Raw genomic sequence first — 26,352 nt, forward strand, 5'->3', positions numbered from 1 at the left:
GTTCAGCGGTATTGCCGCCGCCCATAGCGCCCAATGGCGCTTTTCTGGCGCACCGCGCCCTTAACGACAAAGCGAAAAGCTTGAATATCGGACTGACTTAATTCTCCTAAAAGGGAACGCCAATGACACTTTCAATGAAATCGGGATACGGCCTTGCCGCCGCTCTTTCCCTGGGATTCGCCGCCGTGCAGAGTCCCCTCGCACAGGCCGCCAAGTGCGAGTATGTGGTGCAGAATGAATGGAACAGCGGCTTCGTGGCGCTGATCAAGATCACCAACACAGGCCCTGACGAAATCGATGGCTGGGACGTCGCCTGGCGTTATGACGACGACTCGCTGCTGAGCAATTCCTGGAGCGCCCAGTTATCCGGCTACAATCCCTATCGGGCCGCCAATATGAGCTGGAACGGACGTATCGCCCCTGGCCAGACCATTGAGTTCGGCATGCAGGGCAGCAAAGGCGGCGCAACTGCGCCAGTTCCCGTCGTCACCGGAGATATCTGCGATGATGACGGCGCGCCGGGTAACCATCCTCCTGTCGCCGCTTTCACCGCCTCCGTCAGCGCCGGCGACGCGCCGCTGCCAGTGACGTTCGACGCATCCACTTCCAGCGATCCGGACAATGACGCGCTCAGTTATCAATGGGACTTTGGCGACGGCTCCAGCGCGACGGGCGTCAAGGTTTCCCACAGCTATGCTACTCCTGGCGACTACAACGTCACCCTGACCGTCAGCGATGGCTCAGCGTCCGTCACTGCTTCCCAGAGCATTCGCGTGAAACAGCCGGATACGGCGGACCCGGTCGAAGCCAGCTTCACCAGCAGCGTGGTGGATAAAACCGTCAGCGTCAACGCCGCCGCATCGACGGGCGAGAGTCTTACCTATGTTTGGGATTTCGGTGACGGAACCACTGCCTCCGGCGTCAGCGCCACTCATACTTATGAAGAAGCGGGAACCTACAGCATCAAGCTCACCGTCAGCGATGGCGAACAAAGCGATAGCGCCGTCAAGAACGTCACCGTGGAAGAAGGAAATACAGATCCCGGCGACGCCCATGAACACGTCAACAATCCCTTCGCCGGCGCCACAGCCTACATCAACCCGGATTACGCGAAACAGGTGGACGCCTCCATGGCCAAGGTGGATGCCTCCATGGCCGCGAAAATGACGATATTGAAAGACACGCCCACTGCGGTTTGGCTGGACCGTATCGACGCTATCTACGGCGGCGACGTCAACGGCGGCCGTCTGAGCCTTGAACAGCATCTGGAAGCGGCGCTGGCGCAAAAAGACGGCGATGAGCCCATCACCGCCACCTTTGTGGTGTACAACCTGCCGGATCGGGATTGCGCCGCCTTGGCCTCCAACGGCACGCTGCATTCAGATCAGAATGGCCTGGCGATTTACAAGTCTGACTACATTGACGTGATCTATGACGTCATGTCCGACCCTCGCTTCCGCGATATCCGTATCGTCACGGTGATCGAACCGGACTCGCTGCCGAACCTGGTCACCAACCGCGATATTCCCGAGTGCGCCAAGGTGGCTCAAAACGGCGTTTACGTCGACGGGGTGCAGTACGCCATCAGCCGCCTGTCGCAATTGCCTAATGTCTATCTCTATCTGGATATCGCCCATTCCGGCTGGCTGGGCTGGGAGAGTAACTTCGGCCCCGCCGTGCAGTTATTTACGCAAGTGGTCAAAGGCGCTGCCGGCGGCGATTTGAGCGTCATTGACGGATTCGTTTCCAACGTCGCCAACTACACGCCAACAGAGGAAGTCTATCTGCCTGATCCGAGCCTGCGCATCAACGGGCAGGAAGTTCGCTCTTCCAAGTTCTATGAGTGGAACCCTCAATTCGACGAAAAAGGCTTTGCCGACAACCTGCATCAAGCCTTCGTCAACGCCGGCTTCTCCAGCGATCTCGGCCTGCTGATCGACACCAGCCGCAACGGCTGGGGTGGAGACGAGCGCCCCACGGGGCCGGACGCCTCCGCCAGCACTGTGGACAACTATGTCGCCGCCGCCCGTCTGGATCGTCGCTTCCATCGCGGCAACTGGTGTAACGCTGACGGCGCCGGGGTGGGCGAACGTCCCCGCGCCACGCCATTCGGCGCCGATGCGCCGGTGGACGCTTTCGTTTGGATCAAGCCCCCCGGCGAATCAGACGGAACCAGCGATCCATCGCAAACCACGCCGGATGACGAAGGCAAGAGCTTCGACCCCATGTGCAGCCCCGATTACATCGGCAAGTCCGGCTACCCTACCGGCGCTAAAGCAGGCGCGCCAGCGGCGGGACACTGGTTCCATGAGCAGTTCCGCATGCTGGTGGAGAATGCCTATCCGCCGATTGAATAAATCGAATAACACGTCAGACCGGTTATCCGGTTCGCTGACACATACCTAAAAAACAGGGCGATCAAGGAGGATCGCCTGAGGACCAACAAAGAACCCGAAAAGGAGACGCTGATTATGCGCACGCCAATGTTTTTATTAAGTTCCATAAGTCTGGCCCTGGCCGCCATGACGCCGGTCCAGGCTTATGCCGCCGACGGCAACCCCCGCGTCAACCAACGCGGCTATCTGCCGGAGGCGCCCAAAGTCGCCGTGTACGCCACCGCAAACGACACAGCGCAGACCTGGGAGTTATGGCGCAATGGCGCCCTGGTGGCTTCTGACAGGACCACACCCAAAGGCGCCGACGCCGCTTCCGGCGAGCGTCTGCACCAGATCGATTTTTCCAATGTGGATATCGAAGGAGAAGGCTATGAACTGAAGGTCGGCGGCGACCGCAGTTATCCCTTCGCCATTGACGAACAGGTATTTTCCGGCCCTTTGTACGACGCCATCCGCTACTACTATCACAATCGCAGCGGCATTGAGATCGAACCCCAGTTTACCGGCGGCGGACGCAGCAGCTATGCGCCGGACGCCAAACTGGCGCGCCCGGCGGGACATATCGGCGTAGCGCCCAATCTGGGGGATTACAACGTCCCCTGCTGGCCGGGAACCTGCAATTACTCGCTGGATGTTTCCAAGGGCTGGTACGACGCCGGCGATCACGGCAAATACGTCGTCAATGGCGGCATTTCCGTGTGGAAGCTGTTGAGCGCCTATGAACGCAATCAATACTTCGGCAAGCATAAGGACGCTTTCGCAGACGGAACCTTGAACATTCCCGAAAGCGGCAACGGCGTCCCCGACCTGCTGGATGAAGCCCGCTGGCAGATGGAGTTCCTGCTGGCGATGCAGGTTCCTGAAGGCGAAGCCCTGGCCGGTATGGTTCACCACAAAATGCATGATGAAAACTGGACCGGCCTGCCGCTGGCGCCTCACGAAGATCCGCGTCAGCGTTATCTGGTTCCCCCCTCCACCGCCGCCACCCTGAATCTGGCCGCCACGGCGGCGCAAAGCGCGCGGATTTGGAAAGACATCGATCCGGATTTTGCCGCCCGCTGTCTGACAGCGGCGCAACGGGCCTGGCAGGCCGCCAAGCAGCATCCCGATGTCATCTACAAAGACGACTTCAACAATGGCGGCGGCGGATATGGCGATCAGGACGTTAGCGATGAATTCGTCTGGGCGGCGGCGGAGTTGTTCGTCACCACCGGCGACGCCAGCTACAGGACCGACATTCAGTGGGATGAAGATCTGGCGCCGGACTGGGCCTGGCCGCAAACCCGCATTCCCGCCCTGATGTCCCTGGCCATGGTTCCCGGCGATCACAGCGCGACCTTGCGCGAGCAGGCCCGAGGAACGCTGGTGTCGCTGGCGGACAAGCTGGTCGCTGTCATTGATTCACAAGGGTATCTGTTGCCACTGGGGGACGAGGAGTATTACTGGGGCTCCAATAACGCCCTCGCCAACAAGCTGGCCATCACTGCGCTGGCTTATGATTTCACCGGCGAAGACAAATACGCCCAGGCCACACTGAAATCCGTGGATTACCTGTTCGGTCGCAACGCCTTGTCCCTGTCCTATGTCACCGGACATGGCGCTCAGGCTGTTAAACAGCCTCATCATCGTTTTTGGGCCGGCGTTCTGAATAGCAGTTATCCCTGGGCGCCCCCCGGCGCGCTGGCGGGAGGACCCAACCCGGGATTGGAGGATGACGTGGCGAAAGCGGCGTTATCCGGCTGCGAAAGCAAGCCGCAAACCTGTTTCATTGACGACATCGGCTCCTGGTCCACCAATGAAATCACCATCAACTGGAACGGCGCGCTGGTGTGGGCCCTCGCATTCGTCAATGATCTGGCGGAAGGCGGCGATGGCCCCGATCCGGATACCAATCATGATCCCGTGGCGGCATTCTCAATCAGCGCCTCCGGCCTGACCCTGAGTCTTGACGCCAGCGCCTCCAGCGACCCCGATGGCGACTCGCTCACCTATCAATGGGACTTCGGCGACGGCGCCGTCGGCTCGGGTAAGACGGCCAGCCATGATTACGCGGAACCGGGGGTCTATAACGTCACTCTCAAGATCACCGACGGTCGCGGCGGCGCAAGCAGTGCGACGCAACAGGCGACATTGGCGGACGTCCCCTCGCAAGGGGCTTGCGAATACATTGTGCAGAACGAATGGAACAGCGGCTTCGTCGCGCTGATCCGCATTCATAATCAGGGATCGGCGCCGGTTGAAGGATGGGAGGTCAGCTGGAAATACAGCGACGGAACCCAGATCAACAATCAGTGGAACGCCAATTTATCCGGGCAAAATCCCTACAAGGCGAGTCATCTGAGTTGGAATAAAACCATCCAGCCCGGGGCTTACGTAGAGTTCGGCATGGTCGGTCAGAAAGGGTCCGCTGCGGCGCAAACGCCAACCGTGAGAGGCGACGTCTGCCGTTAGCAAAGACGCCTCCGCCACCTCGACATGCAGAGGCGGCGGAGCGCGGTGACTACGAAATAACTAAGTCGACTACAGTTTAAACCCGGCGACGATACCGTTGAGGTCCTGGGCGAGATCCGCCAGTTCATGGCTCGCCGCCGACGTTTTCTGCGCGCCTTCCGCGGTGTGGTCCGCCACATCGCGGATATTCACCAGATTACGATCCACTTCCCGGGCCACATGCGCCTGTTCTTCCGACGCGCTGGCGATGCTCAGATTCATCTCATTGATGCGTCCCACCATACGCATGATTTCTTCCAGGGCGCCATCCGCCGCTTCCGCCAGCGACAGGGTTTTATGCGTGTGCTCATTGCTGGCGGTCATGGAGTTCACTGCGTTACGGGTGACGCTTTGAATATTGTCGATCATCTGGGTGATTTCACGGGTGGATTCCTGCGTGCGATGGGCCAATGCGCGCACTTCGTCCGCCACCACCGAGAAGCCGCGGCCCTGTTCCCCCGCCCGCGCCGCTTCAATGGCGGCGTTAAGCGCCAGCAGGTTAGTCTGGTCGGCGATGGAGCCGATCACGTCAAGCACCCGGCTAATCTCACCCACCTGTGTGGCCAACGCCTGAATCTCTTCCCCGGTGCTGGTGACGGAATTGGTCAACTCTTCCAGAGACTGCTTGGTTTCGCCCACCTGCTTACGCCCGCTGGTGGACGCCGATTCCGCCGCTTGCGAGGCCTCTGACGCATCGTTGGCGTGCTTGGCCACATCGTCCACCGCGGTGGACATTTCCGTGACGGCGGTGGCGGCCATCTGGATCTCACTGTTTTGCATATTCAGCGCGTTGGTGGCGTCCTCCGTCAGCGAGTTCAGGTTCTCCGAGGCGGAAGCCACCTGAGCGGCGGCGGAGGTCACTTTCTGCAGGGTTTTGCGCAAACGATCCTGCATTTCCGCCAGCGCTTTCTGCAGGTCGGAAATCTCATCCTGGCCTTCCACTTCGATCGTCTGGGTAAGGTCGTTGCGGGCGATGCGTCGCGCGGCGGACAACACGGATTTCAGCGGCTTGTTGATACTGCGGGTCAGCACCAGCGCGAAGGTGAAAGTAATCACCGCCGCCAGCGCGATAGCGATAATCATCAGTTCCTTGGTCGCGGCGTACAGTTCGCTGGCGCGGCTTTTGGCGGAGTCGGCGCCGGACGCCACGTAGTCAGACAGGTCCACATAGACCTTGCGTAGCTGCTCCAGTCTTTCATTGCTGGGCCCGGTCATCATCTCGCGGGCCTCTTCCTTGAATTTCACCCGGGATAAACCAATCATTTCGTCGTGGGTTTCCAGATAGCTCTTCCAGGAGGCGGTGAGGGTTTCAAAGAGGTTTTTCTCCTGCTCGGACTCCAGAATTTTTTTGTAGTCCGCCATCAACCCTTCCAGCTTATTCTGCGCCGCTTTCATGCGTTCATCGGCGTCGATAATTTCCTGATTGAACTCCGCCATCACATGCAACAGTTCCTGGGTGCGGAAAAAATTCAGCGAGGATTGGATCTCTCCGAGCACCCGCTGGCGCGGCAACCAGTCCTCCGCAATTTCAGCGGAAGATTGCGCGATCGCCGACATCTGCTTCAATGAAAACAAGCCCAGACCAAGAATAAAGGCGAGGGCGACCACAAACCCGGCGGCGGTGCGATGACCGATTTTGAAACGTCTGAAGTGCATGTTCACAACCCCGGAAAAAAATATGAGCGTTTTCTCTAAGTCTAGACAGGGATTTGGTTTCTTAAAGCCGAATTTGCTGGAAAAACAAATATCTCTTGCGAAAAAGCGCATCGACGCGGGAGGTTCCGCCCGGCGCGCCCATCGTCCCGTAGTGGAGTGGAGACCCAACGCCGGTTTCTGCTAGTATCCGCTAACGCTCTCATGCGCGGGCGTAAGAAAACCTCAACAAACCTCAGAAAAAACGCTCTGCAACCGCCTATTGGAATAAGCGCAACAACGTGAATCTACCTCTGCAATCTCATCCCGCACTATACGCCGCTTTTGATGTTTACCCTTCCGCCAAAGGCGCCGCCACACACATTCAACAGGCTGCGCAAACTTTGTTCGACGCCGCGGGCGGAGGGCTACTCTATGTGCTGGGAAATGAGCGTTTACCTCGCTTTCAACGGGAAGGCGCGGTGGAAATCCTGCGCTTCGGACGTTTGCTGGACAACTATCTGCATCGCGCGCTGGCGTACAGCGCCGAGCTGCAAGCCGTGCTGGAAGACGGGTTGCAGGATAGTCTGCAGATCGCCCAGTTCCGCGACCCATGGAGCGGTATTCCACTGGTGCGCCGCGCCACAGGACGCTATCGCACCATTTACGAGGTCAACGGCCTGCCTTCCGTGGAATTACCCATGGCCTACCCAAAAATAGGGGCCGCCACTTTGGGGAAAATCCGCGCGCTGGAGGACGAGTGCCTGACCCGTGCGGATCGCATCGTGGTCCCCTCCGGCGTCATCCGCGACAACCTGGCGCGACGCGGCGTGGCGCCGGAGCGCGTCAGCGTGATTCCTAATGGAACGGAGCTTAACCATGGCCATGCGCGCCCCGAAGACGCGCCAAAGCGCTATATTTTATATTTTGGGGCGGTGCAGCCTTGGCAGGGACTGGATGTTTTGTTACGGGCGCTGCAAAGACTACAGGATATCCCGGACCTGCATCTGGTGATCTGTTGTTCAGTGAAATCCCGACGCGCCAAGGGATATCAAAAACTGGCGGAAAAACTGGGCGTGGCGGAGCGGATCACCTGGCTGCATCGTCTGAACAAAGAAGAACTGGCGCCCTGGGTCAGCAACGCCTACATCAGCGTGGCGCCGCTCACAGAGTGCGCCCGCAATATCGATCAAGGATGTTGCCCGCTGAAGATTCTTGAATCCATGGGGGCGGGAGTGCCGGTAATCGCTTCCGACCTCCCCGTGGTGCGGGAGTTGGTGGAGCACCGTGAGAACGGTTATCTGGTGGCGCCGGAACGGCCAGCGGAATTGGCTCGCGGACTGCGGGTGCTGTTGGATTATCCGGACACCGTGGCGCAAATGGGCGCGGCGGCGCAGCGCAAAATCGCGGAGGGACTGCAGTGGTCCCACGCCAATGCGGCGCTGCAACAAATTCATGTGGAACTGATATCGGGGAAGTAGATGGCTAAAGCAAAGCAACAAGGGGCGCCAGCGCCCACCCCAGAGTTGAAAAAATACCTTCGTGAAGCCATGCGCACGAAAAAACTCGAAGGGGAGTTTGGCATCGACGAATGGCTCAAGCGCATACGCTTTATGGCCGCCCGCGACAAAAGCGGGGATAACGTCAGGAAATGGATAGGCATTTCTATCGCCCTGTGGGTGGTGGGCTTTATCGGCTCCCTCGTCGCCGAGTTTCCTCCCGCCGCCGCCGGTTTTGCGGTCGCCTTCGTCTTCAGTCTCATCGCTTTCTTTACATTAAAAAGCAAGGATATTCCCAATCGACTGCGCGATTCCGTGCTGCCTTTGCTGACGATTCTGCGCCAGGACGCCAATCCGGAAACCCCCTTGAAACTGAAAGTGGATCTGCTGGGCCCGGAATTGCTGTCAAAGCGCGTTAACTTTGTCAAAGCCGGGAATAAATATCCCAAAGTGGAGGAATCCATGTTCAGCGATCCCTGGTTTCAAGGCAGCCTCAGCCTCGCCGATGGCAGCGTACTGAACTGGGAAGTGCTGGATATGGTGCGCCGCCGCAATATTCGCAAGCGCAACCCGCGCGGCAAAATCAAAATGAAAACCAAGTACAAGATCAAGACCCGCATGGACGTCAGCCTGAGTTACAAGAATGATCGCTATCAGGCTCAAGTCAGCCGCGGCGCAGCAGCGCCGCAGGTCAAGAAAGAAGGTGAGCGCAGAAGCGTGCTCAGATGTCGCCGCCAGGCGCCGGGCGGTTCCCGCCCAGGCGAGAAAATGCCTCTTAAAGAGTTTCTGGTCGGTGTGTCCGCGATTTATAAAAGCCTAAAACCGGTAGGGTGATGCCATGACAAAATGTGAAGTGAAAGCCGGGTTTTTCGTACTGCGCCCATGTGAAGCCCCCTCCGCCATGCAATGCTCCATCTGTGAGCGTCCCATGTGCCTCCGGCATTCCATGCCTGTGGAAGGCGAAATGCTGTGCACTGAGTGCGGCGCGGTACAGGGCGACAGCGACACCGGCGATGAGGAGTATTACATGGATGACGACGGCGCTATCGCCACACGCTGGTTTTACAGTTATCGCCAGCATTATTACACCGAAACCGGCGACGCCGATATGCTGACGGAGCAGGGCTTCGGCGCCGACGAGGCGGCCGCTTTCGCCGGCGCCGCAGACATGCTGGATATGCAGGACAACATGGGCGGCGACGATGATTCCGCCGACCTGTTCGACAGCTGAAGGCGACGCTATGACCGGAACCTTACTCTGGCTGACCCAGAACCACTTCCCGCAACAGGGCGGCATGGCGCAAAGCTGCGATCGTATCGTATCGGGATTGCGTCGGCGGGGCTGGCGCATTGATCTGGTCCACTTCAGCAGCAAATGGAGCGACCTGGACGCTCACCGCAAGCTGGGCGGAGTCAACATCCGCTGCCCACTGGAAGCGGACGTCAGCCATACCCTGAATCGACTTTGGTGCGCCCTGCCTCACTTAGGCGCAGACAGTTACGACGGCGTGGTCGCTTTCGGCGGCTATGTACCGATGCTGGCGGGTCCGGTGTACTCCGCCTGGCTGCAGAAGCCGTTGTCGGTGCTGATTCGCGGCAACGATTTTGACGCCGCGGTCTTCGATCCCAAGCGCTCCGCCGTACTGGATAAGGCGATTCGCGCTTGCGCCCGGGTGGCGGCGGTAAGCCGTGATAAAGTCATCAAGATTCAGCATCTATGGCCAGGCGCCGCGGTGGAATGGGTCGCCAACGGCATTGATCTCGCCTCCTGGAGCCCGATTCAATCCGACTTCGAGCAGGCGCAGGCGTTGCGTCAGGAGCGCATCGGCGGCGAGGCGCGTTTGACCTTGGGCATGTTCGGCCACATCAAGCGCAAAAAAGGCGGCGACTATTTCATCGACGCGCTGCTGCGCTCAGGTCTGGCGGACAAGGCGCACTTGCTGGTGGTGGGCGATATGGAGCCGATGCTGCAAGAGCAGCTCGAAAACGCTCCGGAGCTGGATTACAGCCATATTCCTTTCGCAGACCGTTACGCGCTGTTGCCTTACTACCTCGCCTGCGATTACGTGTGCATCCCGTCCTACTACGACGGTATGCCCAACGTCATGCTGGAGGCGGCCGCCCTTGGCGTTCCCATGCTGGCGTCCCGCGCCGGCGGCATGGCGGACGTGCTGGAGGATAACCAGCACGGATTTTTGTTTGAACCCGGTCAGACCGACGCCTGCGTCGCCGCTATCAAGCGCGCTTTCGCCGCCGCGCCGGCGCATCGGCAAGAGATGGCCAAGGCCTGCCGCGAGCTGGCCACGCAACGCCTGAATCTGGAGGCGGAAATCAGCCGTTATGAAACCCTGTTCCGCGAGGTCATCGCCCTGGAACAGAAAGTCAGTCATCTGCACAGTCTTTGAGGAATACCCGTATGTCTCATCCGCTTTTCCAACCCTGGCGCATGCTTTGGCTGGTGTTGCTCACCGCCCTCTGGGCCCATCAGGCGGCCGCACAGTCGCTCACGGTCGAAGATGACCGCGGCGATCTGGTGGTGGAGTTCACGTTGTCCTATGACGACCTCGCCATCCGCTATCGGGATCACGGCGTCATGACACGCCTCAGTTCCAGACTGAAGGACGACAAACGTAAATATTACGGCGCGAACGGCGCGCTGGTGGCGGAAGTCAAAAGCAAGGGCGACGACTTCAAGCTGCGGGCGGATGGCCTCAATGGCGAGATCAAAGTCAAAGGGGATATCGAAAAACTGAAAGTCGTCGTCAACGGCGATGAAAAGCGCCCGGTAAAGATCAAGGCGAAGGGCGACAAGCTCAAGGTGTATCGCGTATCAGGAGAGACGGAGATTTTTATCGGTCAGGCGCAACTGAGTCAGGACAAGAAAGAGATCAAAGTCAAAGACGCGGACAAGGACGAACGCTATCGCATCAACGACTTCCGCCTGTCGTCCGCCTACGGCCTGCTGCTGGATGAGCGCATCCTGCCTGAGTATCGCTATATCCTGATGGCGGAAATCCTGATGCGGCAATAGCCATGATCTTCTTCTACGCGCTGGGGGGCGGTCTGGGTCATATCACCCGCGCCCAGGCGCTGATTCATACCCTTGGGCTGGATGATCCCGTCACTCTCGCGATGAGCTCCTCCTGGAACCAGACGGAGCCGCCTCTATCTCCCCAATTTCACCCGCTGCGGGCGCCCCGGGAAATCAGCAAAGATCCCGCAGGGGTGCGCCGTTGGCTGTCCGCCGCATTGGCGCAAAACTCCTATCGCCAAATTATCATCGACGCATTCCCCGGCGGTCTGTTGGGTGAATTGTGCGATTTCTCTTTTCCCGCAGGCGCGGAGCTGATCCATTGCGCCCGACTGCTGCATTGGGATCGCTACAGCGCGCTGCTAAGTGGAAGCTTGCCCCGATATCAACAGGGCTTCCGCCTGGAGCCGCTCCGCGACGATCATATGGCGGCGTTAAGCGCCTGCTGCGCCCGCATCGACTCTCTGCGATTGAACGATCCGCCTATTGATCCTGCGCCGTATTCGTCACACGCCATGTCATCGGAACCGCCGCTGTGGCTGATAGTACACGCAGGCTCGACAGAGGAAATTCTGGAGCTGACGGCCTTGGCCCAGGACAGCGCCGCCATGGAAAAAGTGTCCCCCAAGCTGGTGCTGCTGTCGCCTCAGCGCCCGGATGCGCTGCCCGCCGAGATCGATCATCGCTGCGTGTATCCCGCCACGCCCTGGTTCGCCAAAGCGCAGCGCATCTTCAGCGCCTGTGGCTTCAATACAGTGCGCCAATTGCAGCCATACCGGCATAAACACCGCTTCCTGCCCTTTCCCCGCCGCTTCGATGACCAGTTCGCCCGGGCCGCCGCCCTGCGTGCGGGAAGCGGGGATCCGTCCTGAAAAAACCTTCGACTGTACTAAACTGACAACAGGTCGCGACTAACACCAAGGGAGGCTTTCGGGGGATGAAGGCGCAGCATAATTTTAAACCATTGAGCTGTTCGGAGTGCATGCATGGAGCAGGTTTGAACTTCGATTTTTCCATGGCGTTCCAGCCCATCGTCAGTCTTCATGAGCGCAACGTGTACGCCCACGAAGCCCTGGTGCGAGGCGTCAACAATGAAAGCGCCGGGACCATACTGGGACAGATCGATTACAACAATCGCTACCGCTTCGATCAGGCCTGCCGGGTCAAAGCCATCGAATTGACCGCCAAACTGAACCTGAATACGCGGGTCAGCATCAATTTCATGCCCAACGCGGTGTACCGCGCCGAGCTCTGCCTTCGCACCACCCTGGAGTGCGCCAGGGTTCACAATATCCCCACATCGCGCATCATTTTCGAGTTCACTGAAGGCGAACAAATCAAGGACTTGCCTCATGTCAGCGAGATCGTTAAGGAATACAAAAAACAGGGGTTTCTGGTCGCCATCGATGATTTCGGCTCCGGCTATTCCGGTTTGAATCTGCTGGCGGAACTGGAGACCGACATCATCAAACTGGATATGCAACTGGTGCGCGAGCTGCATCATCACAAGCCGCGCCAGGCTATTATCAAAGCCATCACGGAAGTGTGCCGGGAGCTGGACATCACCGTCATCGCCGAAGGCGTGGAGACCCTGGATGAAGCCAGGGCGCTGCTGGATCTGGGGATTCATCTGCAACAGGGCTATTACTTTTCCAGGCCACAGTTTCAATCACTGTTTCATCCGCAAGCGGATATCTTCGACGGCCTCTGAATTCAGCCGTCATGGGCGAGGCGCTTGACCTGAGGCAAGATGCGGCCAGATGCAAGTCCAAAATTTCTTCATAGCGGGTACAATGTGACGCCAACCGCCCAGTAAAGGGCTATCGAGAGGGAGACCAACATGTGCGGCGTTTGCGGATGCGGCGATGACAACACCAGCCTCAACGGCCGTCCTCTGGCGCCGGCTCACAGTCATGCGCCGGGAATGAGTCAGACACGCATGGTGCTGATCGAGCAGGACGTCATGAACAAGAACAACCAGTTCGCCATGGCCAATCGCGACCGCCTGGGCGCCCACCAGATCCTGGCGCTCAATCTGGTGTCCAGCCCTGGCGCCGGTAAAACAACCCTGCTGACCCGCACTATCGCCGAGCTTGAGGACGCGCTTCATATCGCCGTCATTGAAGGCGATCAGCAGACGGAGTTCGACGCCGAGCGCATCCGCGCCACCGGCGTTGAAGCCATACAAATCAACACCGGCAAAGGCTGTCACCTGGACGCGCATATGGTGGGCCACGCTCTGGAGCGTCTGCCGCTGCCGGATCTGGACCTGCTGTTTATCGAGAACGTCGGCAACCTCGTCTGTCCCGCCGGTTTCGATTTGGGAGAGGCCGCCAAGGTGGCTATTTTGTCCGTCACCGAGGGAGAGGACAAACCTCTCAAATACCCGGATATTTTCCACGCTTCCCAACTCATGCTGATCAACAAAATCGATCTGGCGCCTTACGTCGACTTCGATGTGGAAAAAGCGCAGGCGTTTGCGCGGCGGGTCAATCCCGAGATCGAGATCATTCTTCTGTCCGCTAAAACCGGCGCCGGAATGGAGCAGTGGCGACAATGGCTGCAACAGCGTCTGCCCGGGAAATCCTGACCCTCAGCGGTGTGGTGCAGGGCGTTGGATTTCGCCCTCACGCACATCGTCTCGCCACAACGCTTGGCGTCGTCGGCAAAGTGTGGAATCAGGGCGGAGATCTGCTGATCGACATTCAGGGGTCGCCAAGCCAGTTGCAGGCCTACAAAACGCAGCTGTTGGCGACCAAACCCACGCAGGCGCAGGTCCGCGCCTTCCATGCTCAGCCAGCGGCAGTGATTGACCATCAGAATGTCTTCGCCATCGTCGATTCCCAACCCGGCGGCATACATGGCGCGCTCCCCACTGACCTGCGTTTGTGCGCTCAATGTCTCGCGGAATTATTTGATGTCCAGAACCGTCGCCACCGATATGCCTTTATTACCTGCGCGGAATGCGGACCTCGTTATAGCCTGATGCGACAGCCGCCGTTCGATCGCGTCCGCACCAGCATGCGCGCTTTCCAGCAGTGTCCGGATTGCCTGCAGGAATATGGCGATCCGGCGCACCGTCGCTATCACGCGCAAACCAACAGTTGCGCCGCCTGCGGCCCAGCCTTGCAGTGGCATGACGCCAACGGGGTGTTACGCCCAAACGTCGACCCCATCGCCGAAGCCTGGCGAGGCTTGCGTCAGGGCCAGATCATCGCCGTCAAAGGCGTAGGCGGTATTCATCTGTTGTGCGACGCAGGTTCCGCCCAAGTAGTGGCGACCTTACGCCAGCGTAAACAGCGGCCGCATAAGCCGTTCGCAATAATGGCCTTGAATCGCGCCTCACTGGCGGGCCTTGCCGCCATGGATGATCACACGGAACACTTGCTACGGGGCCCTGATGCGCCTATCGCGTTGACGCCCAAAGGCCCTGATTGCGACAGCCGTTTACCTGGTCTCGCGCCGCAATGCGCGGAGGTGGGAGTCATGTACCCTTATGCGCCGGCGCACTATCTGCTGTTTCATGAAGCCCTGAACCGCCCTGCGGACGCGGGCTGGCTGGAACAGGCGCACCCTCTGACCTTGGTGGTCACCAGCGCCAATCTCAGCGGCGAGCCGCTGATCACCGACAATGCGCAATGCCTGCGGGATTTGCGAGGGGTCGCTGACGGCTTTCTGCTGCACAACAGAGATATCCTTGCGCGCAGCGACGATTCTGTCCTCCAGAACTCACAACCCGGCGTTTATATCAGACGGGGTCGCGGGCTGGCGCCCCATGTCATTGAACTGACCCACAAAGGCCCTTCGGTGCTGGCGTTCGGCGCATTTCTGAAGAACACCCTTTGCCTCAGCCAGGGCGATCGCGCTTATGTTTCGCCTTATATCGGCGACCTGGATCGCGCCGCCGCCTGCCGCGATCTTGATCTCGCCGTGGAGCGCTTACTGGACACTCTGGCTATTCAACCCGACGTGATCGCCTGCGACCTGCATCCTGATTTTTACAGCACCCAGGCCGCCCGTCGTTTTAGCGAGCGCCTGGGGGTTCCGCTGTTGCAGGTGCAGCATCACCACGCCCATTGTCTGGCGACGATGGCGGAGGCGGGATTGCGGGGACCCACGCTGGGACTGGCGCTGGACGGATTGGGCCTGGGCGACGATGGCGGACTCTGGGGCGGCGAATTATTGCTGATGGAAGGCGCTGACTATCAGCGACTCGGCGGCCTGCGTCCGCTGCCGCTTCCCGGCGGCGACAGCGCCGTACGCGAACCCTGGCGTCTTGGCGTCGCCGTCTTGCTGTCACAGGGCCGAGAGAGGGACGCAGAGCGTCTGTTCGGCGCGCATCCGGGTTACGCCACCATCCATCAGATGCTGGCGAAGCACCTCAATTGTCCTCTCACCAGCAGCGCCGGCCGCTACTTTGACGCCGCCGCCGCGATCCTGGGCGTGCGCCATCACGCGGACTACGAAGCTCAGGCGGCGATGGCGTTGGAAGCGCTGTGCCGACAAACGCAGCCAGCGCCAAACGCGCCGCCCTTGTTTGAGATCACCCCGCAAGGCGCTCTGGACCTCTATCCACTGTTGGACGCTCTGATTGACTGCGAACCCCACGCCGGCGCGCGCCTGTTTCACGACGTACTGGTTCGCGGGCTGCTGGCCTGGGTGGACAACGCTCGCGACAAGACTGGCGTAAACACCATTGTGCTGGGCGGCGGCTGTTTCCTTAATCGTGTCTTACGTGAATCGCTAATGACCGAATTACCCGCGCGAGGTATGCAGGTTCACGCTCCTCGCCAATTGCCGCCCAACGACAGCGGGATCAGCCTGGGGCAGGTCTGGTATGCTTATCTCAGCGCGCCAGCGCCCAACCCACTCTCTTTTCTTCAGACAACAACGGACCCATCCCCATGTGTCTAGCCATACCGGTGCAGGTGGAAAGCCTGCTGGACAACGACGAAGCCCTGGTGGACATCGGCGGCCTGAAAAAACGCATCTCCCTGGCGCTGGTGGACGACGTATGCGTCGGCGATTACGTCATCCTGCATGTGGGTTACGCGCTCAGTAAAATCGACGAGGACGAAGCCCAACGCACCCTGGCGCTTTTTGATGAGATGCAGGCGCTGCAAGAGGAGCTGGGCGCAAGTCTGGAGCCCGACGAGGGTGACCGCCAATGAAATATATCGACGAATTCCGTAACGGCGACTACGCCACCGAGGTGGCGCGCCGCATCCACGCAGAAGCCGATCCAGGAAGGCGCTATCGCTTCATGGAGTTTTGCGGCGGCCACACTCACACGCTGTTCCGTTATGGCATACCGGACCTGCTGCCCGACAATGTGAACATGATTCACGGACCCGGCTGTCCGGTTTGCGTGCTCCCCATGGCGCGCATCGACGCCGCCATTGAGCTGGCGGTGCGTCATCAGGTCATTCTGTGCAGTTACGGAGACATGCTGCGAGTTCCCGGCGCCCATCGCACCAGCCTGTTGAAGGCGAAAGCCCAAGGCGCCGACGTGCGTATGTTGTACTCTCCTGCGGACGCATTGCGCATCGCCCAGGAAAATCCGCAGCGGCAAGTGGTGTTTTTCGCTATCGGTTTTGAAACCACTACGCCGCCCACCGCCGCGGTGCTGCTGAAAGCGCGGCAACTGGCGCTGAAGAACTTTTCCGTCTTCTGCAACCATGTCCTGACGCCTCCGGCGATTACCGGCATCCTGGAGCCGGCGCAACAAGCGGGTGAGCGTATCATCGAAGGGTTGGTCGGCCCCGGCCACGTCAGCGTCATCACCGGCGGCGAGGCTTATGAATCACTGGCGCAACGCTACCACACGCCGATTGTTATCGCCGGTTTCGAGCCGCTCGACCTCCTCCACGCGATCCTGTTGCTGGTGCGCCAATGCAACCAAAACCGCCATGACGTGGAAAACCAGTATTCACGGGCGGTCACCCCATGCGGCAACGCCAAAGCTCAATCCATGGTGGCGCAGACCATGACGTTGCGCGACCGTTTCGAATGGCGCGGACTGGGCTGGATGCCGCACAGCGCCTTGCGAATCAGGCCGGAATTCGCGGATTTCGACGCCGAAGTGCGATTCGAGCTGAGCCCCAGCGACGCCAGGGAAAACAAAGCCTGCGAATGTCCGGCGGTGCTGCGCGGCGCCAAGTCGCCGACGGAGTGCAAACTGTTCGCAACCCGGTGCACCCCCGACAATCCCATCGGCGCCTGCATGGTGTCTTCTGAAGGCGCTTGCGCCGCCCATTACAGCTACGGACATACCCGCTGATGAGTCTGAATAACGACTTCGCCCACGACTGCGTGGAAATGATCCACGGCGGAGGCGGTCGCGCCATGCGCCGTCTGATTGACGATCTGTTCCTGCAGGCCTTCGATAATCCTTTGCTGCGCGCTGGCGATGATCAGGCCTGTTTTCAGGTCGCTCCAGGCCGCATGGTCATGAGCACCGACAGCCATGTAATATCGCCTTTGTTCTTCCCCGGCGGCGATATCGGGGCCCTGGCGGTGCACGGTACAGTAAACGACGTTTGCATGGCCGGCGCGGTTCCTCTGTATCTGTCCGCCGCGTTCATATTGGAAGAAGGCTTTCCTCTTAGTGATTTGCGCCGCCTTGTGTTATCCATGGCGGAAGCCGCCCGGGAGGCGGGCGTAGTCATCGTGACCGGCGACACCAAAGTGGTGGAGCGAGGTAAAGGCGATGGCGTCTTCATCACCACCACCGGCGTCGGGCGCCTGCCGGACCATGTTCATTGCAGCGCAGCGCGCGTGGCGGTGGGGGACAAGATTCTGGTTAACGGTTTCCTGGGCGATCATGGCGTAGCGATTCTGTCGCAGCGGGAGAATCTGACGTTTGAAGCCAATCTGCGCTCCGACAGCCAAAGCCTGCATGACCTGGTGGCGGCGATGATCGCCGTCGAACCGGATTTGCATTGCATGCGCGATCCCACCCGCGGCGGTCTGGCGGCGACCCTCAACGAAATATCGCAACAGGCGAATGTGGGCATGCGTTTACACGAGAAAACCATTCCCGTTCGGCAGGAAGTGCGCGCCGCCTGTGAATTCCTGGGGCTGGACCCTCTCTATGTCGCCAATGAGGGCAAGTTGGTCGCCTTCTGCGCGCCGGAGCGGGCTGACGCCCTGCTGCTGGCGATGCGGTCGCACCCGAAAGGCCGCGACGCCGCCATCATCGGCGAAGTCATCGAGGACGAGCGCCGCATGGTGCGTCTGCGCACGGGGTTCGGTGGAGAAAGAGTGGTGGACTGGCGCAGTGGCGACCCGCTGCCGCGCATTTGTTAGAGCCCGGCGGCGTCACGGCGACAAACTAATAATGTTTCTGCCGCGCTCGCTCCAGCGCCGCCTGGGTGCGATCTATATCCCGCGCCACCATAAATTCGGTGAAAATTCTTACCGCTTCATCCGCCATCGCTTTAGGGGAGTCACGATCAAAAAATTGTGAGATGCCCGCAGCGGATTGCAGTAATTCCGCACCTGCGCGAATGAAATAATCGTCGCCATGGGTAGCGCGCAGATTGGTGGAAATTTTGCCGACCTTAACATTCAAAGCCCCCTGCACATCCGCCCTGCCGATAAACGCCAGAAATTTCTTCGCCGGTTCTTTATTGGCGGAATTAACCGGCAACAGAAAGACATCCGTCGGCGCCTCTTCGTAACGGGGCAGGTCGGGATTAATGACCGGGAAAGGCGCAAAACGGAAATCCTCCGCCAGATCTCCCGGCAGCGTGCTGCTGAAAAAGTTGCCCATCAACAACATGCCCGCGTGTCCGCGATAGAGCTGTGGCAGCGACTGTTTCCAGTCCCACTCCCGGTGCAGTTTGTGGTCGATAAAACAGTCTTTGTCCAACAGGGTTTTCCAATGCTCGAAAACGTCGCGTACGCGTGGATCCATGTAGGAGACAAGTCCGCTGGTCAGCTCCCGGTGAAAGGCCAACCCGTTGATGCGCAGGTTGAGATAATCGAACCAGGCGGCGGCGGTCCAGTGATAATGGGTTCCAATCGTGAAGGGAGCGACGCCGGCTTTGCGCATGTCCTCGCACATTTTCAACAAGCCGTTCCAGTCTTGCGGCGGTTGCAGACCCAGACGGCGAAACAGGGACTGTCGGTAATAAAGTCCCCATTGATAGTAAGAATATGGAACCGCGTAAATACGGCCCCGCCAGGAGACCGTGTCTTTAATCGCGTCGGTGTAATCCGCGTCGAAATTTTGCGCCCGCCACAGATCGTCGATGGGCTCTACAAAACCTTGACGCACATATTGCAGTAGCCGCTCTCCCGCCTGCCAATACAGCACGTCGGCGGGTTCGTTTTTGCTCAGCCAACGCTCAATGCCGCCCTTATAAGCGTCCTCATCATAGGCCAGCCAACGCACGCTGATGTCCGGATTTTCCTTCTCGAACTGACGGGACAATTCATTGAACGCCGCCCGCTGGTCGCCGCTGAACACCATCAGCGCCACTTTGAGTTCCTGCGCTTGCGTAGTATGGATCTGAATCAACATTCCAAACGCCAATCCCAGGAACGCGAATAACCACTTTCTATCCTTACCGCCTAACATAGCGCCGTTTCGCCCTCCAGGCGGCGCAGTGGATGAGTGCGCCGCACCGTAATATTTCAGGTAACCGCTAATAGCCTAGACCCTGTCGGCGCATCCAGCCACCCGAGGACTTACGCCATCACCCTCACCGGTCCGCGATCATGAGGTCCGTTCAGCACACACTCCGGTCCCACAGGAACAATGCGCGTGGGATTGATGGTGACGTGGCTGTAGTAGTAATGGCGCTTGATATGCGCCAGATTGACGGTCTCCGCCACTTGCTCATGCTGATACAGCTGACGCATGTACTGGCTGAGATTGGGAAAGTCGGCGATCCGACGCAGGTTACATTTGAAATGGCCGTAGTAAACCGTGTCGAAACGGATCAAAGTAGTGAATAAACGCCAGTCCGCCTCTGTCAGATACTCTCCCGCCAGGAAAGGCTGCTGCGCCAGAATCGCCTCCACTCTGTCGAGAGCGGCGAAAAGTTCGCTGAACGCTTCTTCGTAGGCTTCCTGGGTGGTGGCGAAGCCGCAGCGATATACGCCATTGTTGATCTGGGCGTACACCCATTCGTTCACAGCGTCGATGCGTTCCCGCATGGGCTCAGGATAAAAGTCAGCGTGATTGCCGGTCAGATCGTTAAATGCGTCATTGAACATGCGGATAATCTCCGCAGACTCGTTGTTGACGATCGTCTGCGTCTGCTTGTCCCATAACACCGGCACAGTGACGCGCCCGCTGTATTGCGCATGCGCCTTCAGGTAAAGCTGGTACATGAAATCAGCGCCATACAGGTGATCCGGCAGCCCCTTTTTCGCGTCAAACTCCCAGCCGTTATCCATCATGTCCGGCGACACGACGGAAACGCTGATGTGAGACTCCAGTCCTTTCAACTTGCGGAAGATCAGAGTGCGATGAGCCCAGGGGCAGGCCAGACTGACATACAGGTGATAACGTCCCGACTCCGCCGGAAATCCATCGTCCCCCGCAATGCTGACGCGACGACGAAAACGGGACGCCTCACGCTCGAACCTGCCTCCGCTCTTGGCCGTATCGTACCATTGATCACGCCAGACTCCGTCGACCAGCAATCCCATAATCCCCGTCCTCCCAATGCATCTGTCAAAAGCTCACCTTAGAAGCTATATCATTGAATAAAAAGCTTAAAAATTGCGTTAAAAGGTTCGAATAAAGGGAAAGGATCTGAGGGTGGACAGAGGCCTCAACCACGGCTTTTGCGGAAAGCGTCCGGACTGACGCCGAAACGCTGACGGAACATTTTGCAGAGATGACTGACATCCTGCGCGCCAATTTCGTCAGCGAGCGCAGCCAGACTATGGTGAGAGTTCAGCAAGCGCCAACGCACATGTTGCAGGCGCATTTCCCGCCAGTAAGCTCGCGCCGTGCAGTCGAACTCGGCCATAAAGAGGCGATCCAGTTGGCGACGACTGACCCCAATGGCGGCGGCGATATCGTCCACATTGAAGGCGTCTCCCAACCACTGACGCATCAGGCTGGTCGCCCGCCCAACGCTGCGGCCGGGTCCACTTTCGCGGGACAGCGATTTCAGCGGATGGGTTTCACTGCGCGCCTCATCCACCAGCATATCCGCCAGGCCTTTCAGGGCCCGGGTTCTCCCGCAATGACGCGCCAACAACTCCACCGCCAGATCCACGGCGGCGACGCCTCCCGCACAGCTTATGCGCTTACCGTCGAAGCAGTACAACTGCCCGGTGCGGACCTCAATACGGGGAAAAGCGACCTGAAACTCCTGCACATGGCGCCAGTGCATCGCCACTTTGGCGCCCTGCAGCAGACCCGCAGCGGCCAGCAGAAAACAGGCGTTATCGATACTGACCAGCGATAATCCCTGTGCGGCGGCCTTGCGCAGCAGAGGCCCGTATTCGCTGGCCAGCTCCATGCTGCGACGGGCGGTGCGGCCTCCAAAAACCACCAGATAGTCAAAATCGGTAAGGCGCGTCTGCGCCGCTGTTTCTTGCACTTCAATGGCGACCCCGCTACTGGAGACAATCGTCCCCGGCTCCAGGCCCAGCACGCGCCAGGCGCAATAACGCTGCGCGCTGTAATCCTCTTCGTCAGCACTGAAACGCAACTTATCCAGAAATCCACCGAAAGGCAGCATGGTGAACTCTGGCAACGGCAGCAATAGAAAGCGCACGTCCGGGGTAGATGGTGCAGGTTGAGTCATTTTCAGGCGCGGAGTTTCCTTGAGTCCCAATGACCAAAATCTACCTTAATACGGCCAATAATTACCATTGAAATCCGCGCTTGCGCCTTAGACTGCTCACATCACCCATTCACCACGGCGTTAACAATGACTCTGCAAACCTGGCTTCTGTTTCTGGCCGCCACCGCCGGTCTGTCCTGCTCTCCCGGTCCTAACGGTCTGCTTGCGCTGACCCATGGCGCTCTTTATGGACGCGTCCGCGCGGTCTTTACCATTGCCGGTGGTGTACTGGGATTTCTTCTGCTGATGCTATTGTCCATGTTCGGCGTCGGCGCCTTGTTGCAGTCCTCGGAGACCGCTCTGACCGTGCTGCAATGGCTGGGTGGGGCTTATTTGATCGGATTGGGGATACAGCAATGGCGCGCGCCGGGGCTGCATTTGCAGTTACAGGACGAAGCCGCCCGCAAGAACAATGCGCGCCTGTTTCGTCAGGGCGCGCTGGCCGCCCTATCCAACCCCAAGGTGCTGATTTTCTTCGCCGCCTTTCTACCGCAGTTTGTTGATCCGCAGCAGGCGTTACCCGGCCAGTTCGCCATCATGGCGTTGACTTTCGCCATGATCGAATTCACGGTTGAGGTGCTGTTGGCGCAGGCTGCGCATCGTATCGGGCCGAAGCTGGAGAAACATGGCAAGCGCTTCAATCAGATTTGCGGCGGCCTCTTTATTCTCATCGGTCTCGCCTTGCCGCTCTCTCGCTGAAGCGGCAATAAAAAAGGGCGCTCCGCTCAGCGGGCGCCCCTTTGACGACGGGTATTGGCGAGTAAGATCACTCGCCTTTACCAATCTCCCGGTCGTAAGCCAGACGCTTGGCGGCGTCCAGCGTCAGCATTTGCATAAAGGCGGTGACTTCCGTATCGGAGCCCTGCGGGGCGCCAGCGCCAGCTCCGCCACCAAAGACATTGGTCGGCACGGAACGGCGAGCAAAAGCGTCCGCCCACAGTTTGTGAATTTCGATTTCCGCATCCAGTTTTTGCGCCAACGCGTTATCCGCTTTCAGGATCACTTCTTTCTGGTAGGCTTCCGCTTCCGCCAGCGTGCGCTTGGTTTCCGCCTCAATGCGAGCTTTTTCCAGGTTGATCTCGGCGGTTTCCTTCTCGATGCGGGCCTGCTCTTTCATCTTGGTCGCGGCGGTCACCGCTAACTGCTTATCGGTTTCCGCTTCAGTGGTTTTCTGAATCTGATCCACTTTGGCTTTGGCCTGACGCTCCGCTACTTCGCGCTCGCCGCGAGCGATCGCCAACAGGCGCTGCTCTTCTTCCTGAATCCGCTGCTCACGGGCAATAGCGCGGTCAGCGCTGGCCTTCTGCTTCAATTGCATACGCTCGACAAAGCGATTGTTGGGCGTCATATCAGTGATACGCGCATCCACCACGCTAATGCCAAACTGGGTGAACTTCTGATCCTTGCGTCGAGGGGCTCCGTTGGCGTCCGTGACTTTACGCACTACGAACACCGCTTTGGCTTCGTCGCCGTACTCTTCCTGAGAGGCTCCCAGCGAAACGTTGGCGGAACCGGAAATTTTACGCTGCGAGCTGATCAGCATTTCCTCGCGCTTGACGATGTAAATGCCATTGGACATCTGGTTTTCGAATTCCGTGTTGAACTCGGTGCGTCCGCCGCTGTAGTAATCCTCCGCGCTCATCAGCGATGCAGTGGCCTGCAGGGTTTCCTTGAACGCAGGAATCAACGCCGTGCGCAGCAGGTTGGCGGGAGTGCGGTATTCATGGGCCAGGCGGGTGAAGCCTTCCTGATCGGTGGGAATGCTGAAGCGAACGGTGGCTTCCGCCGCGGCGTCCACCTGATCCAAAAACATGATTTTCAGCGGCGGCAACGCGGCGCTGGTTTCAGAATTTTCCACTTCAACGTAGGAAACGGTGCTGTCCCCGCCTTTCACCGCTTGCACGGTCAGGGCGCGTTTCCAGGCGTTCCAGCGTCCCCATAGATAAAACTGATAGCCCACGTCGGACACCACGTGCTCATCGCCCAAAATCGTTCTGACGTGATACACATAGCCGGGCTCGGCGTAAAAGATACTGTTCCAGGTAACGACAACAGTCAGGACAAGGCCTGTCAGGATGGATATCAATCCAATTGATAAATTGCGCATGGGGATTCCACAAGGTAGGTAAAAAAACCGGCGTATCTTAGAGAAAAATTAATTTTTGGTAAATAACGCCAAACTTCAGGTTTATGACCGCCTTCACACTCCCGCCACATGCAGGCGAATGTGGAAAAACTTAGGAAATGACGCCCTCAGAACGCTCCTGAGCTTAACGGCGTCGGGAAAAGCCGCTAGATTACTTGGTGAAGCGACCTATCCTGACCAAGCCAAGCGGAAACCGACGTGCGCATTCAATCCAAACTAATTCTGGCGCTGTTGATCGCCACCACGGCCATGTTCGCCGCCATGTATTCTCTGATGCAGTGGAGCTTTGACCGCGGTTTCCTAGATTACGTCAATCGTCGCGATCTGCAGCGGCAGGAGACGCTGATCAACAATCTCCAGCGTTTCTATCGGCATACCGGCAGTTGGGAGCCCCTGCGCCACGATCATAATTTGTGGCGGCGAATGTTGGAGGCGGACGAAGACGACCAGCAACCCTGGCGGCCGCCTCGCCGCAACGAAGATGACCGTCCCGACCGACCGCATCCGCCGCGTCCGCCATCATTGTTGGACGCGGACAAGCAGGTGGTGACGGGCCGCTTTCGCAGGGATTTCATCATGGCCCCGATCACGTTGGGCGATCAGACTATCGGGTGGCTGGCGCTGCCGCCGCGCGTGCGGGTGACGGAGCAAAATGACCTGGCGTTCAGTCAGAGCCAGGATAAGGCGTTCCTGGTCATCAGTACGCTGATGGTGGCCATCGCCCTGCTTATTGCGTTACCCCTGGCGCGCCAGTTCGTCACCCCCATCAAACGCCTCGCCGCCGCCACCCGGCAGCTGGCGCAGGGCGCGTATGACGTGGAGCTGAAAGTCTCTGGCAAAGACGAGCTGGGGCAACTGGCGCGGGATTTCCATCAACTGGCGCAAACGCTCCAGTCCAATGAAACCGCGCGACGACGCTGGATTGCGGATATTTCCCACGAACTGCGCACGCCCCTGGCCATCGCCAAGGGCGAGCTGGAGGCGCTGGTGGACGGCGTACGCCCCACCAATCGCGATAATCTACTGTCCATTCAGCAGGAGATCGAACACCTGCAAAAGCTGATCAACGACCTGTACGAGTTGACCAACGCTGAGGTGGGCGCGCTGCGTTATCAAAAAGACGAAGAGGACTTGCGTCTAATTCTGCAGCACGCGCTGGACAGGCATAACGCTAATTTTACCGCCGCCGGCTTTCAACTGATTCACGATTTAGCCCCCAGCCCCGCTATGGTGTGGGCGGACGCTACGCGATTAAGCCAGTTGCTGGACAACCTGTTGAGCAATACCTGTAAATACGCCGACCCCAGCGCCCAGGTGCGCGTCTCTCTCAATGTCGACCATGATCATGTGCGACTGCGCATCGAGGACTCCGGACCCGGCGCGCCGGACGAAGCCCTGCCCAAGCTGTTCGATCATCTTTACCGGGTGGAGAACTCACGCAATCGCAATACCGGCGGTTCCGGTCTGGGACTGGCGATTTGCCGCAAAATCGTCGAAGCTCATGAAGGCGATATCAGCGCCTCCCGTTCAACTCTAGGCGGACTGGCAATCGACGTGATCCTGCCGGCCTATCACGAGTGACGCCGGCCGACCTTATCTGAATACAGCGGAGACAACGCACATGCCTCAGAACAGCATACTCATCGTGGAAGATGAGCCGAAGCTCGCCAGTTTGCTGAAGGATTATCTGCAACAGGAAGGCTATCAATGCGACATCATTGGCGATGGCCAGCAGGCGTTGGAAAAAATCCGCGCCGGCGCGCCTGACCTGATTCTGCTTGATCTCATGCTGCCGGGTCTGGACGGCTTATCGGTGTGTCGGGAAGCGCGTCGTTTCACCGATACGCCCATCATCATGGTGACCGCCCGGGTGGAGGAAATCGACCGTCTGCTCGGGCTGGAGCTGGGCGCGGACGACTACGTCTGCAAGCCCTTCAGTCCGCGTGAGGTGGTGGCTAGGGTCAAGGCCATCCTGCGGCGTGTGCGCGGCGCGCCCGCGGGGGAGGAACAGGCCCTGGCGCTGGACCCATCGCGCTATCGAGCGGTGCTGCGGGGAAAGCCGCTGGAGTTGACCGCCATTGAGTTTCAATTACTGAAAATGCTGGCGGATGAGCCCGGACGCATTTTCTCCCGCAGTCAGCTCATGGACGGCATCTATCAGGATCACCGCATCGTCAGCGACCGCACTGTCGACAGCCACATCAAAAAGCTGCGCAAGAAAATCGCCGAACTTTCTCCCGACCATGACTACATCCATTCGGTCTACGGTCTGGGCTATAAATACGAAGGATGACAACGCTGTAATCCCTGTTCCTTAATGCCTCCACATTTCCTGCACATTTCG

Annotated in this window: 22 protein-coding genes; 17 read left to right on the plus strand and 5 right to left on the minus strand. The window is 58.9% G+C overall.

The annotated features are described in order from the left end of the window. Positions 1 to 122: 122 nt before the first annotated feature. Together O5O45_RS24935 and O5O45_RS24940 are read left to right on the plus strand one after the other, a co-directional pair. Entirely contained in the window at positions 123 to 2,357 is a 2,235-nt protein-coding gene (locus tag O5O45_RS24935) for a glycoside hydrolase family 6 protein (RefSeq protein WP_305902024.1), read from the plus strand. Positions 2,358 to 2,471: 114 nt separating this feature from the next. Further along, complete coding sequence (locus O5O45_RS24940; RefSeq protein ID WP_305902025.1) at positions 2,472 to 4,847, plus strand: glycoside hydrolase family 9 protein; 2,376 nt, start codon at positions 2,472 to 2,474, stop codon at positions 4,845 to 4,847. A gap of 69 nt (positions 4,848 to 4,916) precedes the next feature. Here the strand turns inward: O5O45_RS24940 and O5O45_RS24945 are convergent, their stop codons facing one another. Next, positions 4,917 to 6,542, minus strand: coding sequence for a methyl-accepting chemotaxis protein (locus O5O45_RS24945; RefSeq protein WP_305902026.1), 1,626 nt, complete (start codon positions 6,540 to 6,542; stop codon positions 4,917 to 4,919). Positions 6,543 to 6,820: 278 nt separating this feature from the next. Here O5O45_RS24945 and O5O45_RS24950 point away from each other — a divergent pair, with 278 nt between their 5' ends. The 12 genes from O5O45_RS24950 (at position 6,821) to hypE (ending at position 18,356) form a co-directional block, all read left to right on the plus strand. Further along, entirely contained in the window at positions 6,821 to 7,999 is a 1,179-nt protein-coding gene (locus O5O45_RS24950; protein WP_305902027.1) for a glycosyltransferase, read from the plus strand. Beyond that, positions 8,000 to 8,851 carry a hypothetical protein gene (locus tag O5O45_RS24955; protein WP_305902028.1) on the plus strand — a complete coding sequence of 284 codons (852 nt, stop codon included), beginning with the start codon at positions 8,000 to 8,002 and terminating at the stop codon, positions 8,849 to 8,851. 4 nt (positions 8,852 to 8,855) lie between these two features. Continuing rightward, positions 8,856 to 9,248, plus strand: coding sequence for a hypothetical protein (locus O5O45_RS24960; RefSeq protein ID WP_305902029.1), 393 nt, complete (start codon positions 8,856 to 8,858; stop codon positions 9,246 to 9,248). A gap of 10 nt (positions 9,249 to 9,258) precedes the next feature. Next, positions 9,259 to 10,422, plus strand: coding sequence for a glycosyltransferase family 4 protein (locus O5O45_RS24965; RefSeq protein WP_305902030.1), 1,164 nt, complete (start codon positions 9,259 to 9,261; stop codon positions 10,420 to 10,422). An 11-nt stretch (positions 10,423 to 10,433) separates the two neighbouring features. Continuing rightward, on the plus strand, positions 10,434 to 11,048 hold the full coding sequence (locus tag O5O45_RS24970; RefSeq protein WP_305902031.1) for a hypothetical protein: 615 nt from the start codon (positions 10,434 to 10,436) through the stop codon (positions 11,046 to 11,048). Between the two features lie 2 nt (positions 11,049 to 11,050). Continuing rightward, on the plus strand, positions 11,051 to 11,920 hold the full coding sequence (locus O5O45_RS24975) for a hypothetical protein (RefSeq protein ID WP_305902032.1): 870 nt from the start codon (positions 11,051 to 11,053) through the stop codon (positions 11,918 to 11,920). 125 nt (positions 11,921 to 12,045) lie between these two features. Beyond that, the gene (locus O5O45_RS24980; RefSeq protein WP_305902033.1) at positions 12,046 to 12,759 is read left to right on the plus strand and encodes an EAL domain-containing protein; all 714 of its coding nucleotides are present in this window, start codon (positions 12,046 to 12,048) and stop codon (positions 12,757 to 12,759) included. Positions 12,760 to 12,888: 129 nt separating this feature from the next. Further along, on the plus strand, positions 12,889 to 13,638 hold the full coding sequence (hypB, locus tag O5O45_RS24985; RefSeq protein ID WP_305902034.1) for a hydrogenase nickel incorporation protein HypB: 750 nt from the start codon (positions 12,889 to 12,891) through the stop codon (positions 13,636 to 13,638). Beyond that, entirely contained in the window at positions 13,605 to 15,962 is a 2,358-nt protein-coding gene (gene hypF / locus O5O45_RS24990; RefSeq protein WP_305902035.1) for a carbamoyltransferase HypF, read from the plus strand. The genes hypB and hypF overlap by 34 nt, the downstream gene beginning before the upstream one ends. Beyond that, positions 15,953 to 16,219: a HypC/HybG/HupF family hydrogenase formation chaperone gene (locus tag O5O45_RS24995; protein WP_305902036.1), complete on the plus strand. Its 267-nt coding sequence runs from the start codon at positions 15,953 to 15,955 to the stop codon at positions 16,217 to 16,219. The genes hypF and O5O45_RS24995 overlap by 10 nt, the downstream gene beginning before the upstream one ends. Next, on the plus strand, positions 16,216 to 17,328 hold the full coding sequence (gene hypD, locus O5O45_RS25000) for a hydrogenase formation protein HypD (protein ID WP_305902037.1): 1,113 nt from the start codon (positions 16,216 to 16,218) through the stop codon (positions 17,326 to 17,328). The genes O5O45_RS24995 and hypD overlap by 4 nt, the downstream gene beginning before the upstream one ends. Then, positions 17,328 to 18,356 (plus strand): hydrogenase expression/formation protein HypE, encoded by a 1,029-nt coding sequence (gene hypE / locus O5O45_RS25005; RefSeq protein ID WP_305902038.1) that lies wholly within the window; start codon positions 17,328 to 17,330, stop codon positions 18,354 to 18,356. The genes hypD and hypE overlap by 1 nt, the downstream gene beginning before the upstream one ends. A gap of 25 nt (positions 18,357 to 18,381) precedes the next feature. Here the strand turns inward: hypE and O5O45_RS25010 are convergent, their stop codons facing one another. From O5O45_RS25010 to O5O45_RS25020, 3 genes are all read right to left on the minus strand, one after another. Further along, positions 18,382 to 19,632, minus strand: a complete 1,251-nt coding sequence (locus tag O5O45_RS25010) for an ABC transporter substrate-binding protein (RefSeq protein WP_305902039.1) — start codon at positions 19,630 to 19,632, stop codon at positions 18,382 to 18,384. 110 nt (positions 19,633 to 19,742) lie between these two features. Continuing rightward, positions 19,743 to 20,711: a glutathione S-transferase family protein gene (locus O5O45_RS25015; protein WP_305902040.1), complete on the minus strand. Its 969-nt coding sequence runs from the start codon at positions 20,709 to 20,711 to the stop codon at positions 19,743 to 19,745. A gap of 125 nt (positions 20,712 to 20,836) precedes the next feature. Continuing rightward, positions 20,837 to 21,823, minus strand: a complete 987-nt coding sequence (locus O5O45_RS25020) for a GlxA family transcriptional regulator (protein WP_305902041.1) — start codon at positions 21,821 to 21,823, stop codon at positions 20,837 to 20,839. 126 nt (positions 21,824 to 21,949) lie between these two features. On the opposite strand from O5O45_RS25020, the gene O5O45_RS25025 reads away from it, so the two are divergent. Beyond that, a complete protein-coding gene (locus tag O5O45_RS25025) occupies positions 21,950 to 22,561 on the plus strand; it encodes a LysE family translocator (RefSeq protein WP_305902042.1) in 612 nt (203 codons plus the stop codon). 67 nt (positions 22,562 to 22,628) lie between these two features. Here the strand turns inward: O5O45_RS25025 and O5O45_RS25030 are convergent, their stop codons facing one another. Further along, positions 22,629 to 23,969 (minus strand): SPFH domain-containing protein, encoded by a 1,341-nt coding sequence (locus tag O5O45_RS25030; protein WP_305902043.1) that lies wholly within the window; start codon positions 23,967 to 23,969, stop codon positions 22,629 to 22,631. A gap of 237 nt (positions 23,970 to 24,206) precedes the next feature. Between O5O45_RS25030 and O5O45_RS25035 the strand changes: the two genes are divergently transcribed. Further along, positions 24,207 to 25,589, plus strand: a complete 1,383-nt coding sequence (locus tag O5O45_RS25035; RefSeq protein WP_305902044.1) for an ATP-binding protein — start codon at positions 24,207 to 24,209, stop codon at positions 25,587 to 25,589. Between the two features lie 40 nt (positions 25,590 to 25,629). Then, the gene (locus tag O5O45_RS25040; RefSeq protein ID WP_305902045.1) at positions 25,630 to 26,301 is read left to right on the plus strand and encodes a response regulator; all 672 of its coding nucleotides are present in this window, start codon (positions 25,630 to 25,632) and stop codon (positions 26,299 to 26,301) included. Positions 26,302 to 26,352: the final 51 nt, after the last annotated feature.

The sequence above is a fragment of the Hahella sp. HNIBRBA332 genome (genome assembly GCF_030719035.1).
Lineage (GTDB): Bacteria > Pseudomonadota > Gammaproteobacteria > Pseudomonadales > Oleiphilaceae > Hahella.